A 15039-nucleotide genomic window follows, 5' to 3' on the forward strand; every position below is an offset into this window, starting at 1 on the left:
ATCGCCACCACCGCCGGCACTCCGAATCGGCGGATATTGGAGAGGTGGCGGGCAAGGTTGGCGCACCCCTTTCGCACGGCATCGACGTTCTCTTCGCCCAAATCGCCCAAGGCGACCCCGCCGTGCATCTTCAACGCCCGCAAAGTCGCCACCAGCACCACCGCATCGGGGGCGATATTCGCCTTGCGGCATTTGATATCGAAGAATTTTTCGGCGCCGAGATCCGCTCCGAATCCGGCCTCGGTGACCACATAATCGGCAAGACCCAAGGAGGTGCGGGTGGCGATCACGGAATTGCAGCCGTGGGCGATATTGGCGAAAGGCCCGCCGTGGATGATGGCCGGATTGTTCTCCAAAGTCTGAACGAGGTTGGGGGCCAAGGCATCTCGCAACAGGACGGTCATCGCCCCGTCGGCTTGGAGGTCTTTGGCGCTGACCGGCTCTCGCCGGCGGGTCTGGCCGATCACGATATTGCCCAAGCGCCGCCGCAGATCGTCGAGATCGGCGGCGAGGCAGAAGATCGCCATCACCTCCGAGGCGACCGTGATATCGAAACCGTCGCTGCGCGGATAACCATTGCCGATTCCGCCCAAGGAGCAGACGATCTCGCGCAGGGCGCGGTCGTTCATATCCACCACCCGCCGCCATGAGATTCGCCTGGCGTCGATATCCAGCGCATTGCCCTGATGGATATGGTTGTCGATGAGGGCCGCAAGAAGATTGTTGGCGGCGCCGATGGCATGGAAATCACCGGTGAAGTGCAGATTGATATCCTCCATCGGCACCACCTGGGCATAGCCGCCGCCCGCCGCTCCTCCCTTGACCCCGAAACAAGGGCCGAGGCTCGGTTCGCGCAGGCACACCAAAGTTTCTTTTCCGATGCGATTCAGACCGTCCGCCAACCCGACGGAGGTGGTGGTCTTGCCCTCCCCCGCCGGAGTCGGGGTGATCGCGGTCACCAAGATCAGCTTCCCGCGTTTGCCGGCGCCGAGGGAGTCGATATAGTCGAGATCGATCTTCGCCTTGGTATGCCCGTAGGGAAGCAAGGCATCGCCCGGGATCCCGAGTCGATCCCCGATCTCGCCGATCGTCTTTTGTTTCGCCTCTCTGGCGATTTCGATATCCGTTTTCGGCAAGACTCTTCTCCTTCTTCTTTGTCATTGGGAGGGGGGTAAGGATCTCAAAGGGCGATGAGATGTACCGATGGCGGATGATAGCCAAGGCGCTCGGCCCCTTCGTCATGGCTCCGCCAAAGGTCGAGACGAACGCATCCGCATCGCTTTCGATGACCGCGATTCGAATCGATCGATCCCGAAAAAAGCGCGCAACGTCGGGCAATGAGCGAGTATCAACCGGAAGCGGGCTTGGCTTTTGCCGTCTCCAAGGCGTCAAGGGGTCGGGTCAATCCATCGAAGAGCATTTCGAGCACGCGATCCGAACGTGCCGAAACGCTGGTGATGGCCACCGTCGTATAGACGGCAAGGCGGGAGATCTTCACGTCCCGAGCACTGGAAAAGCGCATCAAGCGGGAATGAATCTTCCTCAACGTCAGCACCGCCATCCCCAACGCCCAAAGACAAAAGCGGCGAATCCCGATTTCCGTTTTCGGTATCAGCAAGGTGAACCGCAGCGCTTTTTCAAGATGCCCGCAGGCGATGACGACCAGCTGTTGCAACCCTCGGGCAAAGGCGGGATCGGTTCTCGATGGATCGATGCCCGCTTTCGCATCCGCCGAGGGGATCACTCCCTCGTCCAGCGAGCGCATCGAGCGCAGATCGAATCCGGCGGCACGAAAAATATCCTTGGGCAGCCAGCAAGCCCCGCGACGGCGATCATCCCATAGATCTTTGAGGATGTTGGTCATCTGCAATCCTTGACCGAAGGAGACGGAGAGCGATATCAGTCGATCGCGGCGGGCGGCGATCGCCGGCGAATGATCGCAGAAAATCTCGGTCAGCATCTCACCGACCACCCCCGCCACGTGATAGCAATAGCGGCCGAGGTGGGAAAGATCGTCGAGACCGTCCAAGGTGGCGGTGCGCTGGAATTCCACCATGCCCCGAGCCATGGTGCCGACACAGCGGTGGATGGCGTTGCGCTGAATATCGTTGAAGCCCGATGCGATGCGTACCGCTCGCTCGCTGTCGCAAACCAAGGCGCGCTCGCCGGGCAGCGCCGAAACCAACAGCGGATGCAGATCGTCGGCAAATCGCCGACCGCTCTCATGACCCTCGATCACCCGGATGAAGCGCTCCGAGAAATCCCGCTTGCGCTCGAAAGAAAGGTCCGGCTCGTCCTCGATGATATCGGCGATACGACATAGGAGGTAGGCATTTCCCACCACCTCGCACACCGGTTGCGGGAGTTGGGGGATCACGAGGGCGAAGGTCCGCGAAACCTCCTGCAGATTCTTGTCCTGCCATGCGAGATCGGCGCGATTCATCTCGGATTCGTTCCACTTCCCCGATCCGCCGGCGCCGCGATATCGATCGCCGTGTCGATCACTGTGTCGAACACACAATCATCCTCGGCACGGGGGCGCATTGGCTTTGCAAAGAGAAATCCGATCATCGAATCTTGGATCCTTAGGAGCGAATATCCCCTCGTCGATGACAAAACTTTCGATTCTACGACAGGAAGAATCGGGCGCTAGGGCGACAAGGAAAGATCGAATACCGTTGAGCCCGTCGTTCGGCGCGCTTCGAGCTCGAGGTGCGCATCCGCCGCTCGGGCCAAGGGGAAAACCTGATTGACCTTGATGCGCACCGCGCCGCTTTCGACGACATCGAAAAGGGCTTTGGCGGATTCTTCGAGCGATGCCCGATCCGCGTTGTAGGTCATCAGGCTCGGGCGGGTCAGAAAAAGCGAGCCCCGGGTGCCTAAAACGGAGATATCGACGGGGTCGATCTTGCCCGATGACTGCCCGAAACTCACCAGCATCCCTCTGGGAGAAAGACAATCCAAACTGCCTTCGAATGTATCTCGCCCCACCGCATCGTAAACGACGGGGACACCGGCTCCGTCGGTCAACTCCTTTACCCGCTCGGCAAAGTTCTCGCGGGTGTAGATGATCGGATGATCGCAACCGTTGGCCCGCGCCAGATCCGCCTTCTCCTCGCTGCCGACGGTACCGATCACCTTGGCTCCCAAGGATTTCGCCCACTGGCAAGCGATCAATCCCACGCCCCCCGCCGCGGCATGAAATAACACCGTGTCGCCGGCTTTGACCTTGAAAGTGCGACGCAAGAGATATTCGGCGGTCATCCCTTGCAGCATCATCGCCGCCGCCTGATGGCAGGTGATGGATTCGGGGAGTTGGACGACCTTGTCGGCGGGGATCAAACGCTCCTCGGCGTAGGCTCCGATCGGGGGCGAGGCATAAGCGATGCGATCCCCGACTTCGAGCCCATCCACCCCCTCCCCGATCGCTTCGACCACCCCGGCGGCTTCGAGCCCGGGAGTGAAGGGCTGCCAAGGAGCGGGATAAAGACCGGTGCGAAAATAGACATCGATATAGTTGAGCCCCACCGCCTCGTGCCGCACCCGGATTTCACCGGGACCGGGATTGCCGACCTCGCACTCATCCCACTGCATGACCTCGGGACCGCCGGTGCGGTGGATTCGGATCGCCTTGGGCATCGATATCTCCTTGCTTGGCATTGCTTGGCAGAACTTCGAGGATCGGCATGATCCGATCGCCGCCGGCATCTTGGCGCAGATGAACGGTTTTTTCGGCGCTCGCTATAAGGTTTCGCTAGCCCCCGCCCGATTCGCCGGATACCGACGAGGGCGGATAATATCACCCGAAAGCGATCTTCGGGGTCGGTGGTAGGATTCCATCGAATGCCGCGGGCAAAAAGCGAACAGATGCTCGCAAAGCAGCCCGCGGCTTGCCCGCTTTTGCCTCGATTCCGACGGCAACGATTACGGCGCAAGGGAACAAACCTTGGATATATCCGACCATATCGACCGCATCGTCTTTCTCGATACCGAGACCACGGGTTTCGCCCCCGACCACGGCCATCGTATCGTCGAGATCGGGGCGGTGGAATGCGATCGGAACTACGATTTGACCGGATACGAATTCCAGACCTACCTCGATCCCCAACGAGACATCCCGAGCGGCGCCTTTCAAGTCCACGGACTATCGAGATCCTTCCTTGCCGACCAACCCCTTTTCGCTCGAAAAGCGCACGCGTTCATCGAATTCGTCGAAGGCGCTCTGGTTATCATCCACAATGCCCGCTTCGATACGGGGTTCTTGGACCATGAATTCAAGATCGCCGGAAGGCGGGAGCGGATGGAAGCGATCGCCACCATCGCCTGCTCGGTGCGAATCGCCAAGTCCATCCATCCCGATGAAAGTGCGTCGTTGGATGCGCTGTGCGCCCGCTATGGCGTGGATAACTCGCATCGCAACAAGCACGGCGCCCTTCTCGATGCCCATCTGCTGGCGCGAATGTTTCGTCGCATGATCGCCCGATACGCTTGATACCCGCTCGCCCCTCGCCCAAGGAGACCATCCGATGCTATTTTCGTTAGGGGATCGCCGCATCGAAACCCGCGGCGATTTTTATGTCGCCGATAATGCGACGGTCATCGGATCGGTCATCTTGGGTCATGAGACGAGCGTGTGGTTCAACAGCGTGATCCGAGGGGATAACGATCTCATCACCATCGGGGACGGCTCGAATATCCAGGACTGCGCCGTTCTCCATGCCGACGAGGGCGTTCCCTTGCTCCTCGGGAACAAGGTGAGCGTCGGGCATCATGCCACCGTCCACGGCTGTACGATCGAGGACGGCTGCCTTGTCGGGATCAATGCGGTGGTGCTCAATCGGGCGGTGATCGGCAAGGGAAGCCTGATCGGGGCCAACGCCCTTATCCCCGAAGGCAAGATCATCCCCGAGCACTCGCTGGTGGTCGGCTCCCCGGGACGGGTATTGCGCACCCTGAGCGATGAGGATGTCGCCGATATCGCACGCATCGCCTCGCACTATATCGATAAATCCAGGCTCTATCGAGAGCGTTTGCAAGTCCAAAACTGACTCGACAGCAAGCCCCTCCAACGAACCCGAAGCGCGATCGAGCGCCTTCCCCTCATTCCTTTCGGTCTTTTCGAACACCCACCTTTCGAGGAACGCTCCATGATGCGCACCGGTTTCATCTATGACCCCGATTTTCTCGAGCACGATGCGGGCCACGGCCATCCGGAGTGCAAGGAGCGTTTGAGCGCGACCATCGCCCATCTACGGGGATTGGAGTGGTTCGACGATCTCATCCCCATCGAACCCAAGATCGCCGATCCGATGTGGATCGAGACCATCCACGATTCTTCCTATATCTCGAGAGCCAAACAGGTCTGCGATTCCGGAGCCCCCTTTCTCGATGTAGCCGACGTGGGGGTTTCAAAGAGAAGCTGCGAAATCGCCCACCTCGCCGTCGGCAGCGCCATGGCCCTTGCGGATTCGATCGTCGATTCGAAGGTGGACAACGGATTCATCCTCAGCCGTCCTCCCGGACATCATGCCGAACGAAACGGGGCCTTGGGATTTTGTCTGTTCAATAACGTAGCCATCGCCGCAAGGTATCTCCAGCGCACCCATGGCGTCGACAAGGTGCTGATCCTCGACTTCGACGTCCACCACGGAAACGGCACCCAGCACTCTTTCGAGGACGACCCTTCCGTGATGTACGCCAGCATCCACCAATATCCCTACTACCCCGGCACCGGGGCGGCATCGGAAACCGGCACCGGAAAAGGCTCCGGGGCCACCGTCAATTGTCCGATGCCCGCCGGGGCGGGAGACAAAGAATATCAAGAGGCCTTCGCCGCTCGTCTCATTCCCGCCATATCGGAGTTCGCCCCGGAATTCGTTATCCTCTCCGCCGGTTTCGATGCACACGTCGCCGACCCCTTGGCCCAAATTCGGTTGAGCACGGAATCTTTCGGCTGGATGACGGATCGGATACTCGAAGCCACCGACGGGAGCACGAAAACGCTTTCGATCCTCGAAGGGGGGTACAACATCGACGTGCTCCCTAAGTGCATCGAGGCTCATCTTCGCAGCCTGATGCAGCGAAACGACTGATCGACTCGATTTCCCTTCGAAACCTTCGATCTCGGATTTCCGAATCCCCGGATCTCTCGATCTTCAAACTGAACAAGGCGCAAAGACCATGAGTTGGCTCGGAAAAATCTTGGGTGGGGTCGCAGGGTTCAGCTTCGGCGGACCGATCGGAGCGTTGGTGGGAGCGGCGCTGGGGCATCAATTCTTCGACAAGAATGCGGTGACGGCGGGCGAGAACAACGCCGAAGCCGCCGTCGATCATTCGAAACTCGCTTTTTTCACCGCCTCATTCTGGGTGATGGGGCATATCGCCAAAGCCGACGGCCGCGTCACCAAAAACGAGGTCGATCTGGCCAAGGACCTCATGCATCAGTGGAACCTCGACTCCGATGATCGCAAATTCGCCCGCACGCTCTTTCGACAAGGACGCGACGATTCGAATATCGCCCTCGACGAAGTGCTCGATCAGTTACGCCGACAGTGTCGCGGATCGAGCATTTTGCGGGTATTTCTCGAGATTCAGGTCGAGACGGCGGTGGTCGACAGTGAGTTGCATCCCGGCGAATACAACGTTCTCAGGCATATATGCCAACGGCTTCACCTTCCCGAGACGGAATTGCAGGCAATGCTCAACCAACGCCGGCGGCAAGAAAGCGGCCCCGACGAATCGAGCGATTCATCGACCGCCAACGCTTATGCCACCGATGAAGCCTACACCCTGCTAGAACTGGATAAAAACTGCTCCTTGGACGACATCAAACGCGCCTACCGCCGGATGATGAACCGCTATCACCCTGATAAATTGGCATCGAAGGGCCTACCGGAGGAGATGATGCGCATCGCCACCGAAAAGACACGCCAGATCAAAGCCGCCTACGAGCACTTGCGTCAGGTACATGGCGCGAAGTGAGGGTTCTTCCCCCGCCCCACCCTTGCGACCACTATACCTAATCCGGCATATAGCGTCTCTATTCGCATTTTGAAGGTAGCAAGCCCGTGAGTATGTTCAGAAAAATTTCTATAGGTGTAAGTACGGATATCTTAATCAGTGAATTCATCGGTGGTGGCCCGATTGGGACGGTATTAGCGCATGTAGCGGGCACGGTTTTAGGCGAAGTTCTAGGCAATGATCCTTCATCCCCCACCTACCAAGAATACCAAAACCAAGAGTCCGACCAACGATCGTGGAGAATTTTCTTAGGCTCAGTTTTCCGGATGATGGGGCATATTTCAAGAGCCGACGGCAATGTCTCCCAAGAGGAACTCGACTTCTCGAGAAAAATCGGGGATCAGATGAATCTCAACCATCAAGATCTCAAAATTGCCCACGATCTGTTCAGCCGAGACATTAATCCGGAGACCGCAGTCGACAAGTGTCTCAATGAACTGCTTGATGATGTCAACGATCCTCTTCTCATCGATGATTTTTTTGGCTTTCAAATCGGTATCGCATGCGCCGACGGGCACTTGGATCCCCGTGAGATCAAGATCCTCGAACATATCCAACATCGACTGAATCTTCCTTCTGATACCGTGGGCTCGATATTGCGAGAAAGGTCCGGGTTCGCTCTCTTCACTGCCACCTTTTGGGTGATGGGACATATTTCCAAAGACGACGGCCAGTTTTCCGAAAAAGAGATGGAGTTCGCCGAAAAGATCACGCACCGGCTGAAGTTCGACTCGGAACCTCATAATTTCGCCCGCGAACTGCACCGTCAAGGACGCGACGGATCGAGTATCGAACTTGACGAAATGCTCGATCAACTGCTGCAAGAATGCAAGGACTTAGAAGACATCGATTTGTTCTTTTTCATCCAGATCAAAGCCGCCAAAGCCGACGGAGAACTGTATTCCCATAAGCGCAAAGTACTCGAGCATATCCAACATCGGCTAAGGCTCCCTCCGGGCACCTTAGATTCGATACTAAAAGCCACCCCATCGACCGAATCAAGCGATCTGACGACCACTGAGGCTTATACCCTGCTTGAACTAGAGAAGGGCCACTCGGATATCGATCTCGAAACCGCCTATCGCCGAAAGACACATCAAGTCAAAGCCGCCTACGAGCACCTGCGTCAGGTACGCAAGACCCATTGAAGCCCCGGTAGCAACGCGACACGAAGAGGATTCTCGGGCCTTGGAAAAGGCTCGATCGAACGAACCGCCATCGACATCCGAGCCGATATCGAGGCCATGCCACAGGTGCGAATCCGCCCTGCTTGCGAGCCTTCATATTGAGGCTCTCATCCCCTGATTTTCCCTTGAATTACCGACTCTCGCACGGAGTGACACCGGCGGTGATCCCCGGCTTCGGGGCATCGCAAGGCTTTTTCGCTTATCATGTAGCGTCAATAACCAGTGAAACGCTCGCCTGACCGATCGATTCGACGGGTATTTCGAGCGAGCGCAACAACGAATAACGAATGAACCTGCAGCCCTTACCCGAGGAGGAAGAAGATGTCTGATAAGTCCAAATGGAGAGTTCATCATCCGGCGGCGGAGATGTATGCCCGCGAGCACAAGCAAGGGCAGTTGAGCAGGAGAGAGTTTCTTGCTCGCGCCACGAGCTTGGGCATCGGCGCCACCGCCGCTTATGGCCTGATCGGCCTTCATGCTCCGGCGGTTCGCGCCGACGGGCACGGGAAAATGAAAGGCGGCACGATCCGGGTGCAAATGAGCGTGCGCGAACTCAAAGATACCCGTACCTACGACTGGAGCGAACTCGGCAACGAGACCCGCGGCAACCTCGAATATCTCGTCGAATACAACAACGACGGCTCATTCCGCCCGATGCTCCTCGATTCCTGGCAGATCAACGACGACGCCACCGTCTATACCCTCAACGTACGCAAGGGCGTCAAATGGGATAACGGCGACCCGCTCACCGCCCAGCATATCGCCTTCAATATCGAGCGTTGGTGCGAAAAGGATGCCGAAGGCAACTCGATGGCCGGACGCATGGGAACGCTGATCGACGAAAGCACCCAACGGGTCAAGGCCGGGGTGATCAAGGTGATGGACGATTACACCTTGATGCTCGAGCTTCCGGATCCGGATATCTCCTTGATCGCCGGCTTTTCCGATTATCCGGCGGCGATCGTGCATCCCTCCTACAATCCGTCGGATACGATGAACGCCATCGGCACCGGTCCCTATAAGCTGGTGCAACTCGATGTCGGGGTCAAGGCGGTCTTGGAGCGCAAGCCCAATCACGATTGGTGGGGCACGGCCGTGTATGGCGGACCTCATCTGGATCGGATCGAATATATCGATTACGGCACCGAACCCTCGGGGTGGCTTGCGGCCTTCGAAAGCGAAGAGATCGATATGGTCCACGAGTCGGTGGGAGAATTCATCGATGTCTTCGACGGCCTCGACCTCAAAAAATCCGAGATCGTCACGATGGGCACCATCGTGATTCGCCCCAACCAGCTGGCGGAAGTGGAAGGCCGGCGTCCCTACGCCGACAAGCGCGTGCGCCAAGCCCTGCAAATGGCGGTGGACAACAGCGTGCTGCTGGAATTGGGCTACGGCAATCGGGGATCGGTGGCGGAAAACCATCATATCGGGCCGATCCATCCCGAGTACGCTCCGCTGCCGAAGCAGGTCGTCGACAAGAAAAAGGCGATGGAGCTGATGCAAGAGGCGGGGATGGCCGGTTTCGAGCACGAGATCATGTCGATCGACGATGATTGGCGCCGCAACACCACCGATGCCGCGGCCGCCCAGCTGCGCGAGGCGGGGTTCAAGGTCAAGCGGACGGTGCTGCCCGGTTCGACCTTTTGGAACGACTGGACCAAATATCCTTTCAGCTCCACCAACTGGAACGGTCGGCCGCTGGGGGTTCAGATCTGGGCCCTTGCCTATCGCTCGGGCGAGGCTTGGAACGAGTTCGGCTGGTCCAATGCCGAATTCGACTCTCTGCTCAAAGATGCGCTGTCGATCGCCGATGCCGACAAGCGACGCGAGATCGCCGCCAAAGGCGAGGCGTTGATCCAAGATGAAGGCGTCACCATCCAACCCTATTGGCGTTCGCTTTATCGCCATACGACCGACAAGGTCGTGGATGCGCCGATGCATGTGTCTTTCGAGCACCATCACTATAAGTGGGGGGTTACCTCGTAGAGGGATCGTTTGAAATCCGGGGGAGCGGTCGCCCGACCCTCCCCCGGAATTCACTCGAGACGCCATCGATGCCCCGCCGATACATCATCGACACCCCGTCGACGCCTCGCCGACACCCACGAGAGATTCGATGATCTCTTTCATCCTGCGTCGATTGGGGGTGATGGCCCTGACGGCTGCCTGCTTGACCTTCGTCGTCTTTTTTCTGACCAACCTCTCCCCCCTGCTCACCAATCTCGCCAAGACCCAAGCCGATATGCGCATGAGCGATGCGCAGGTCGAGCGTTGGCTCGGCAATCGCGGCTATGACAGAAATATCTTCGTCAAATACGGGGAATGGGTCGGCGTGGTGCCGGGCTATGTCATCGAAGGCGCCGACGGCGTCATCAGAGCCCGATGTCAAATGCCAGGACAAGCAATCGAGGATATCGCGAAATACTGCGGCGTCTTGCAAGGCTACTGGGGCAGATCCACCCGTTTCCAAGAAGGGGTCGGCGATATCATCCAAACGCGCTTGGGGCTGACCGGCATCTTGATGTTCTGGGTGATGATCGTGATGGTGCCCGCAGCGTTGATCTTGGGCGTACTGGCGGGCATGCGCGAAAGCAGCAAACTCGACCGCTCCCTTTCCACCTTCGCCATCGGCACCACCGCCACCCCCGAATATGTCTCGGGCGTCATTCTGATCGCCCTGTTCGCTTCCACCGCCACCGGCCTGAAATGGTTCAAGGGCACGGCCACCTCGGCGATGGAAAACCCGACCTTCGAGAATTTCTTCTTGCCGGTGATCACCATCGCCCTTTACGGCACCGGCTATATCGCCCGCATGACCCGGGCCTCGATGGCCGAGGTCATGACCACGCAATACATCCGCACCGCGCGACTCAAAGGCGTTGCATTCCACAGCATCGTGATCGGGCATGCCTTGCGCAATGCGCTGATCGCCCCCTTCACGGTCATCATGCTGCAGTTCCCTTGGCTTTTGAACGGGGTGGTCATCGTCGAAAAGATATTCAACTACAAAGGGGTCGGCTGGGCGCTGGTCGAAGCCGCCTCCAATAACGATATCGAGCTCCTGCTGGGGATTTCCGTGGTCGGGGTGGTCTTGGTGCTGCTGACCCAGCTGATATCCGATATCGGCTATGTCTACCTCAATCCTCGTATCAGCGTGAGTTAGGGGGCTTATCGAATATGGAACCCCTATCCTGGATCGAGATCATCGGGCGCATCTTGGTGCAACTTGCGCCGGTGTGGATCTCCTTGGCGGTGATCTTCGCCTGCTCGATCCGCTTCAAGCGCCGTCTCGGTCTCTACGGCAGGATCTTCGATTCGAGGATCGGCATGATCGGCTTCGGGATCGTGATGTTCTGGACCCTGACCGGCTTTTTCTCCTCGGCCTTCGACATGATCGCCACCCACGATCCTCTGGCGCAGTTCTCGGGGATGAAGAACAAACTGCCGGGAACTCCCCTCAACAACGCCGAAGCCGGGGAATACGCTTATTTTCTATTGGGGGGCGACAATCTGGCACGCGATGTCTTCAGCCGCGTCATCCACGGCTCGGGGGTGGTGGTGTTGATCGCGCCGCTGGCAACGGTCTTCGCTTTCCTGGCGGGCATCACCTTGGGGCTTCCGGCGGGCTATTACGGTCGGCGCCTCGATACCGGCATCTCTTTCGTTGCCAACCTGATCCTCGCCTTTCCCGTCATCTTGCTCTTTTATCTGCTGGTCAACCCCGGTATTCGCCAAACCGGAGTTCCCCAATATATGTCGATGTTCCTCTTCGCCTTTCCGATCGTCTTCGCCGCGGTGCTGATCCAATCGCGCTACCACACGGATCCGGTGAAGCGAAACCTCCTGATGTTCTCGAGCCTTGCCATTTTGGGCTACGCCTATATCAATGTGATCAACACCCCCGGGACGGCGATCTCGTTCTTGAACGCCATCGATATCTTCGATCCCGATCCCGGAATCCTCAACGTATTCGTCTCCGTGGTCTTCGTCAACGCCCCGACCGTCTTTCGCATCGTGCGCGGTCTTGTCATGGATATCAAGACCCGCGACTACGTAGCCGCGGCCCAAACCCGGGGTGAGGGAAGCTGGTACATCATGCTGTGGGAGATCCTGCCCAATGCCCGCGGCCCGCTGATCGTCGATTTCTGCCTTCGCATCGGCTACACCACGATCCTGCTGGGGACCTTGGGATTCTTCGGCTTGGGGCTATCGCCGGAGGATCCGAATTGGGGGGCGACCATCAACGACGGCCGCAAACTCATCTCGATCTATCCCCATCCGGCACTGCCACCGGCGATTTCCCTGCTAAGTCTGGTACTCGGCCTCAATCTACTGGCCGATGGGCTGCGAGAGGAGAGTTTGAAGGATTGATGAAGGATTGAAGCCGGACCCCCGATCCCGCCGCCCCTGCCCGTCGGCTGCCTCATGGTGCGCCCTCGACTATCCGGTCGCTTTTTTCCCGAGATCGGCCGCGCCACATCGACGCCGATGGATTTTTCGCAAGCATCTTTCCAAGCGGCGAAGCGGCGAAGCGGCGACGATGCGACCCTCCCCTTGCCGGCCATAGCACCGGAAGGAGCCTTCGAATGACCACGAACGATCGTGCCTCCCCCATCCTCGAGATATCGAATCTGTCGATATCGTTTTTCACGCGACTGCGGGAAATCCCGGCGGTGATGGACTTCTCCCTCGGCGTCCAAGCCGGGGAGGCGGTCGGGCTGGTGGGGGAATCGGGCTGCGGCAAATCCACGGTGGCTTTGGGGGTGATGCGGGATCTCGGGGTCAACGGCCGAATCACCGAGGGCACGATCCGCTTCAAGGGCGAGGACCTCGGGGCGATGGGCGAGGAGGAGTTGCGTCGAATCCGGGGCAACGAGATCGCGATGATCTACCAAGAGCCTATGGCTTCGCTCAATCCCTCGCTGCGCATCGCAAATCAGCTGATGGAAGTGCCGATGATCCACGAGGAGATCGACGCCGAGGAAGCCCGCCGACGCGCCTTGGAAGTGGTAAGCGACGTCAAATTGCCGGATCCGGAACGCATATTGAAGTCCTACCCCCACCAACTATCGGGAGGGCAACAGCAGCGCATCGTCATCGCCATGGCCTTGATGTCCAAGCCCTCCTTGCTGATCTTGGACGAGCCCACGACGGCGCTCGATGTGACCGTGGAGGCGGCGGTCATCGAGCTGGTCAAGGGCTTGGGCGAGAAATACGGCTCGTCGATGATCTTCATCTCCCACAATCTGGGGCTGGTCTTGGAGACCTGCGATCGCATCTGCGTGATGTATTCGGGCGAGGCGGTGGAAACCGGCGTGATCGACGAGGTCTTCAATAAGATGCGCCACCCCTATACCCAAGCCCTTTTTCGCTCCATCCCCCTGCCCGGGGCGGATAAGAACGAACGCCCCCTCAAAGCCATCCCCGGCAATTTTCCGCTTCCCCACGAACGCCCTCCGGGCTGCAATTTCGGCCCCCGCTGCGATTACTTCGAAGCCGGGCGCTGCGATGGCGGGAAAATCCCGATGGCCCCCTTGGCGGAAAACGAAACCCATCACACCCGCTGCCTGAAATTCGACGAGATCGACTGGGACGCTCCGCTCGATGCGCTCGAGAAAAAAGGAAAGGTGGAGCCGGGCAAGGTGGTTCTCAAAACGGAGGGGCTCAAAAAGTATTACGAGGTCGCAGCCAACGCTCTCTTCGGGGGGGATACTCGTACCGTCAAGGCCAACGAAGCCTTGAGCTTCGAAGCCCGAGAGGGCGAAACCCTCGCCATCGTGGGCGAATCGGGCTGCGGCAAATCGACCTTCGCCAAGGTATTGATGGGGCTCGAGACCGCCACCGAGGGGGAGATCTCGATCGGCGAGCAAAGCATCGAGGGTATCCCGATCGAAGAACGCGGCACCGAAACCATCGCCGACGTCCAGATGGTCTTCCAAAACCCCTTCGATACCCTCAACCCCTCGATGGATGTGGGAAGACAAATCATCCGCGCCCTCGAGATCTTTCGCTACGGGGATTCGGATGACGAGCGGCGGCAACGGATGCTCGAACTCCTCGATCTCGTCAAACTGCCCCGGGATTTCGCCGAGCGCATGCCGCGCCAACTCTCCGGCGGCCAGAAGCAGCGAGTCGGCATCGCCCGCGCCTTCGCCGGAGGCGCGCGCATCGTCGTCGCCGACGAGCCGGTCTCGGCCCTCGATGTATCGGTTCAAGCGGCGGTGACCGATCTTTTGATGGAAATACAGCGCACGGAAAAAACCACCTTGCTCTTCATCAGCCACGATCTCTCGATCGTGCGCTACCTCTCGGACCGCGTGCTGGTGATGTACCTCGGCCACGTGGTCGAACTCGGAGCCACGGATCAAGTATTCACCCCGCCCTACCACCCCTATACCGAAGCCTTGCTCTCGGCGGTCCCGATTGCCGACACCGCCATCGAAAAGCAGCATATCGTGCTCGAAGGGGATATCCCCTCGGCGATGAATCCCCCTTCGGGCTGCCCCTTCCAAACCCGCTGCCATTGGAAACACGAAGTGGCGGATGGATTGTGCGAGCGAGAAGTGCCCCCGATCAAGGATATCGGCGACGGCCATCAAATCAAATGCCACCTCGGGATGAACGCCCTCGGACGCATGAAGCCGGTGATCTCCTTGGCTAGCGATGACTAGCGAACGATCGGATTCATCGCTCAATCCAGAACTTCGAAGAACGAAGCGAGATTGCATAAAAAAATCACCCTCGCAAGCCATGAGCCTGCGAGGGTGATTTAGCACCGAAAACGGGGCGATGATTATTGGGCGAGTCGAGTCGTTTTGATCGACAGCGT

The 15039-nt window shown here is 58.6% G+C and carries 12 protein-coding genes; 9 read left to right on the plus strand and 3 right to left on the minus strand.

Annotated features, from left to right (window positions below; genetic code table 11):
• The 3 genes from BF99_RS0118910 to BF99_RS0118935 form a co-directional block, all read right to left on the minus strand.
• Positions 1-1136: formate--tetrahydrofolate ligase (locus BF99_RS0118910; protein WP_025772435.1), on the minus strand; the 1136-nt coding region annotated here is incomplete at its 3' end.
• Positions 1137-1348: 212 nt separating this feature from the next.
• Positions 1349-2443 carry a squalene/phytoene synthase family protein gene (locus BF99_RS0118925; protein WP_025772436.1) on the minus strand — a complete coding sequence of 365 codons (1095 nt, stop codon included), beginning with the start codon at positions 2441-2443 and terminating at the stop codon, positions 1349-1351.
• A 206-nt stretch (positions 2444-2649) separates the two neighbouring features.
• Positions 2650-3639 carry a quinone oxidoreductase family protein gene (locus tag BF99_RS0118935; RefSeq protein WP_025772437.1) on the minus strand — a complete coding sequence of 330 codons (990 nt, stop codon included), beginning with the start codon at positions 3637-3639 and terminating at the stop codon, positions 2650-2652.
• Between the two features lie 307 nt (positions 3640-3946).
• On the opposite strand from BF99_RS0118935, the gene dnaQ reads away from it, so the two are divergent.
• From dnaQ to BF99_RS0118990, 9 genes are all read left to right on the plus strand, one after another.
• Positions 3947-4492, plus strand: a complete 546-nt coding sequence (gene dnaQ / locus BF99_RS0118945) for a DNA polymerase III subunit epsilon (protein WP_051482992.1) — start codon at positions 3947-3949, stop codon at positions 4490-4492.
• Between the two features lie 34 nt (positions 4493-4526).
• Positions 4527-5048 carry a gamma carbonic anhydrase family protein gene (locus BF99_RS0118950; RefSeq protein WP_025772443.1) on the plus strand — a complete coding sequence of 174 codons (522 nt, stop codon included), beginning with the start codon at positions 4527-4529 and terminating at the stop codon, positions 5046-5048.
• 99 nt (positions 5049-5147) lie between these two features.
• Positions 5148-6092 carry a histone deacetylase family protein gene (locus BF99_RS0118955; RefSeq protein ID WP_025772445.1) on the plus strand — a complete coding sequence of 315 codons (945 nt, stop codon included), beginning with the start codon at positions 5148-5150 and terminating at the stop codon, positions 6090-6092.
• Positions 6093-6180: 88 nt separating this feature from the next.
• Positions 6181-6981: a co-chaperone DjlA gene (djlA, locus tag BF99_RS0118960; RefSeq protein ID WP_025772446.1), complete on the plus strand. Its 801-nt coding sequence runs from the start codon at positions 6181-6183 to the stop codon at positions 6979-6981.
• Positions 6982-7073: 92 nt separating this feature from the next.
• On the plus strand, positions 7074-8168 hold the full coding sequence (locus BF99_RS0118965; RefSeq protein WP_081759362.1) for a TerB family tellurite resistance protein: 1095 nt from the start codon (positions 7074-7076) through the stop codon (positions 8166-8168).
• Between the two features lie 360 nt (positions 8169-8528).
• Entirely contained in the window at positions 8529-10196 is a 1668-nt protein-coding gene (locus BF99_RS0118970) for an ABC transporter substrate-binding protein (protein ID WP_025772448.1), read from the plus strand.
• 130 nt (positions 10197-10326) lie between these two features.
• A complete protein-coding gene (locus tag BF99_RS0118975) occupies positions 10327-11373 on the plus strand; it encodes an ABC transporter permease (RefSeq protein WP_025772450.1) in 1047 nt (348 codons plus the stop codon).
• 14 nt (positions 11374-11387) lie between these two features.
• Positions 11388-12581: an ABC transporter permease gene (locus BF99_RS0118980; RefSeq protein WP_025772451.1), complete on the plus strand. Its 1194-nt coding sequence runs from the start codon at positions 11388-11390 to the stop codon at positions 12579-12581.
• 215 nt (positions 12582-12796) lie between these two features.
• Positions 12797-14881: an ABC transporter ATP-binding protein gene (locus BF99_RS0118990; protein ID WP_025772453.1), complete on the plus strand. Its 2085-nt coding sequence runs from the start codon at positions 12797-12799 to the stop codon at positions 14879-14881.
• Positions 14882-15039: the final 158 nt, after the last annotated feature.

It is taken from the genome of Thioalkalivibrio sp. HK1 (assembly GCA_000583135.1).
In the GTDB taxonomy this organism is placed as follows: Bacteria; Pseudomonadota; Gammaproteobacteria; order HK1; family HK1; genus HK1.

Coding starts and splice junctions, on each gene's coding strand:
- BF99_RS0118925 (WP_025772436.1), bottom strand. CDS start 2,443: ATGAATCGCGCCGATCTCGCATGGCAGGACAAGAATCTGCAGGAGGTT.
- BF99_RS0118935 (WP_025772437.1), bottom strand. CDS start 3,639: ATGCCCAAGGCGATCCGAATCCACCGCACCGGCGGTCCCGAGGTCATG.
- BF99_RS0118950 (WP_025772443.1), top strand. CDS start 4,527: ATGCTATTTTCGTTAGGGGATCGCCGCATCGAAACCCGCGGCGATTTT.
- BF99_RS0118955 (WP_025772445.1), top strand. CDS start 5,148: ATGATGCGCACCGGTTTCATCTATGACCCCGATTTTCTCGAGCACGAT.
- djlA (WP_025772446.1), top strand. CDS start 6,181: ATGAGTTGGCTCGGAAAAATCTTGGGTGGGGTCGCAGGGTTCAGCTTC.
- BF99_RS0118965 (WP_081759362.1), top strand. CDS start 7,074: ATGTTCAGAAAAATTTCTATAGGTGTAAGTACGGATATCTTAATCAGT.
- BF99_RS0118970 (WP_025772448.1), top strand. CDS start 8,529: ATGTCTGATAAGTCCAAATGGAGAGTTCATCATCCGGCGGCGGAGATG.
- BF99_RS0118975 (WP_025772450.1), top strand. CDS start 10,327: ATGATCTCTTTCATCCTGCGTCGATTGGGGGTGATGGCCCTGACGGCT.
- BF99_RS0118980 (WP_025772451.1), top strand. CDS start 11,388: ATGGAACCCCTATCCTGGATCGAGATCATCGGGCGCATCTTGGTGCAA.
- BF99_RS0118990 (WP_025772453.1), top strand. CDS start 12,797: ATGACCACGAACGATCGTGCCTCCCCCATCCTCGAGATATCGAATCTG.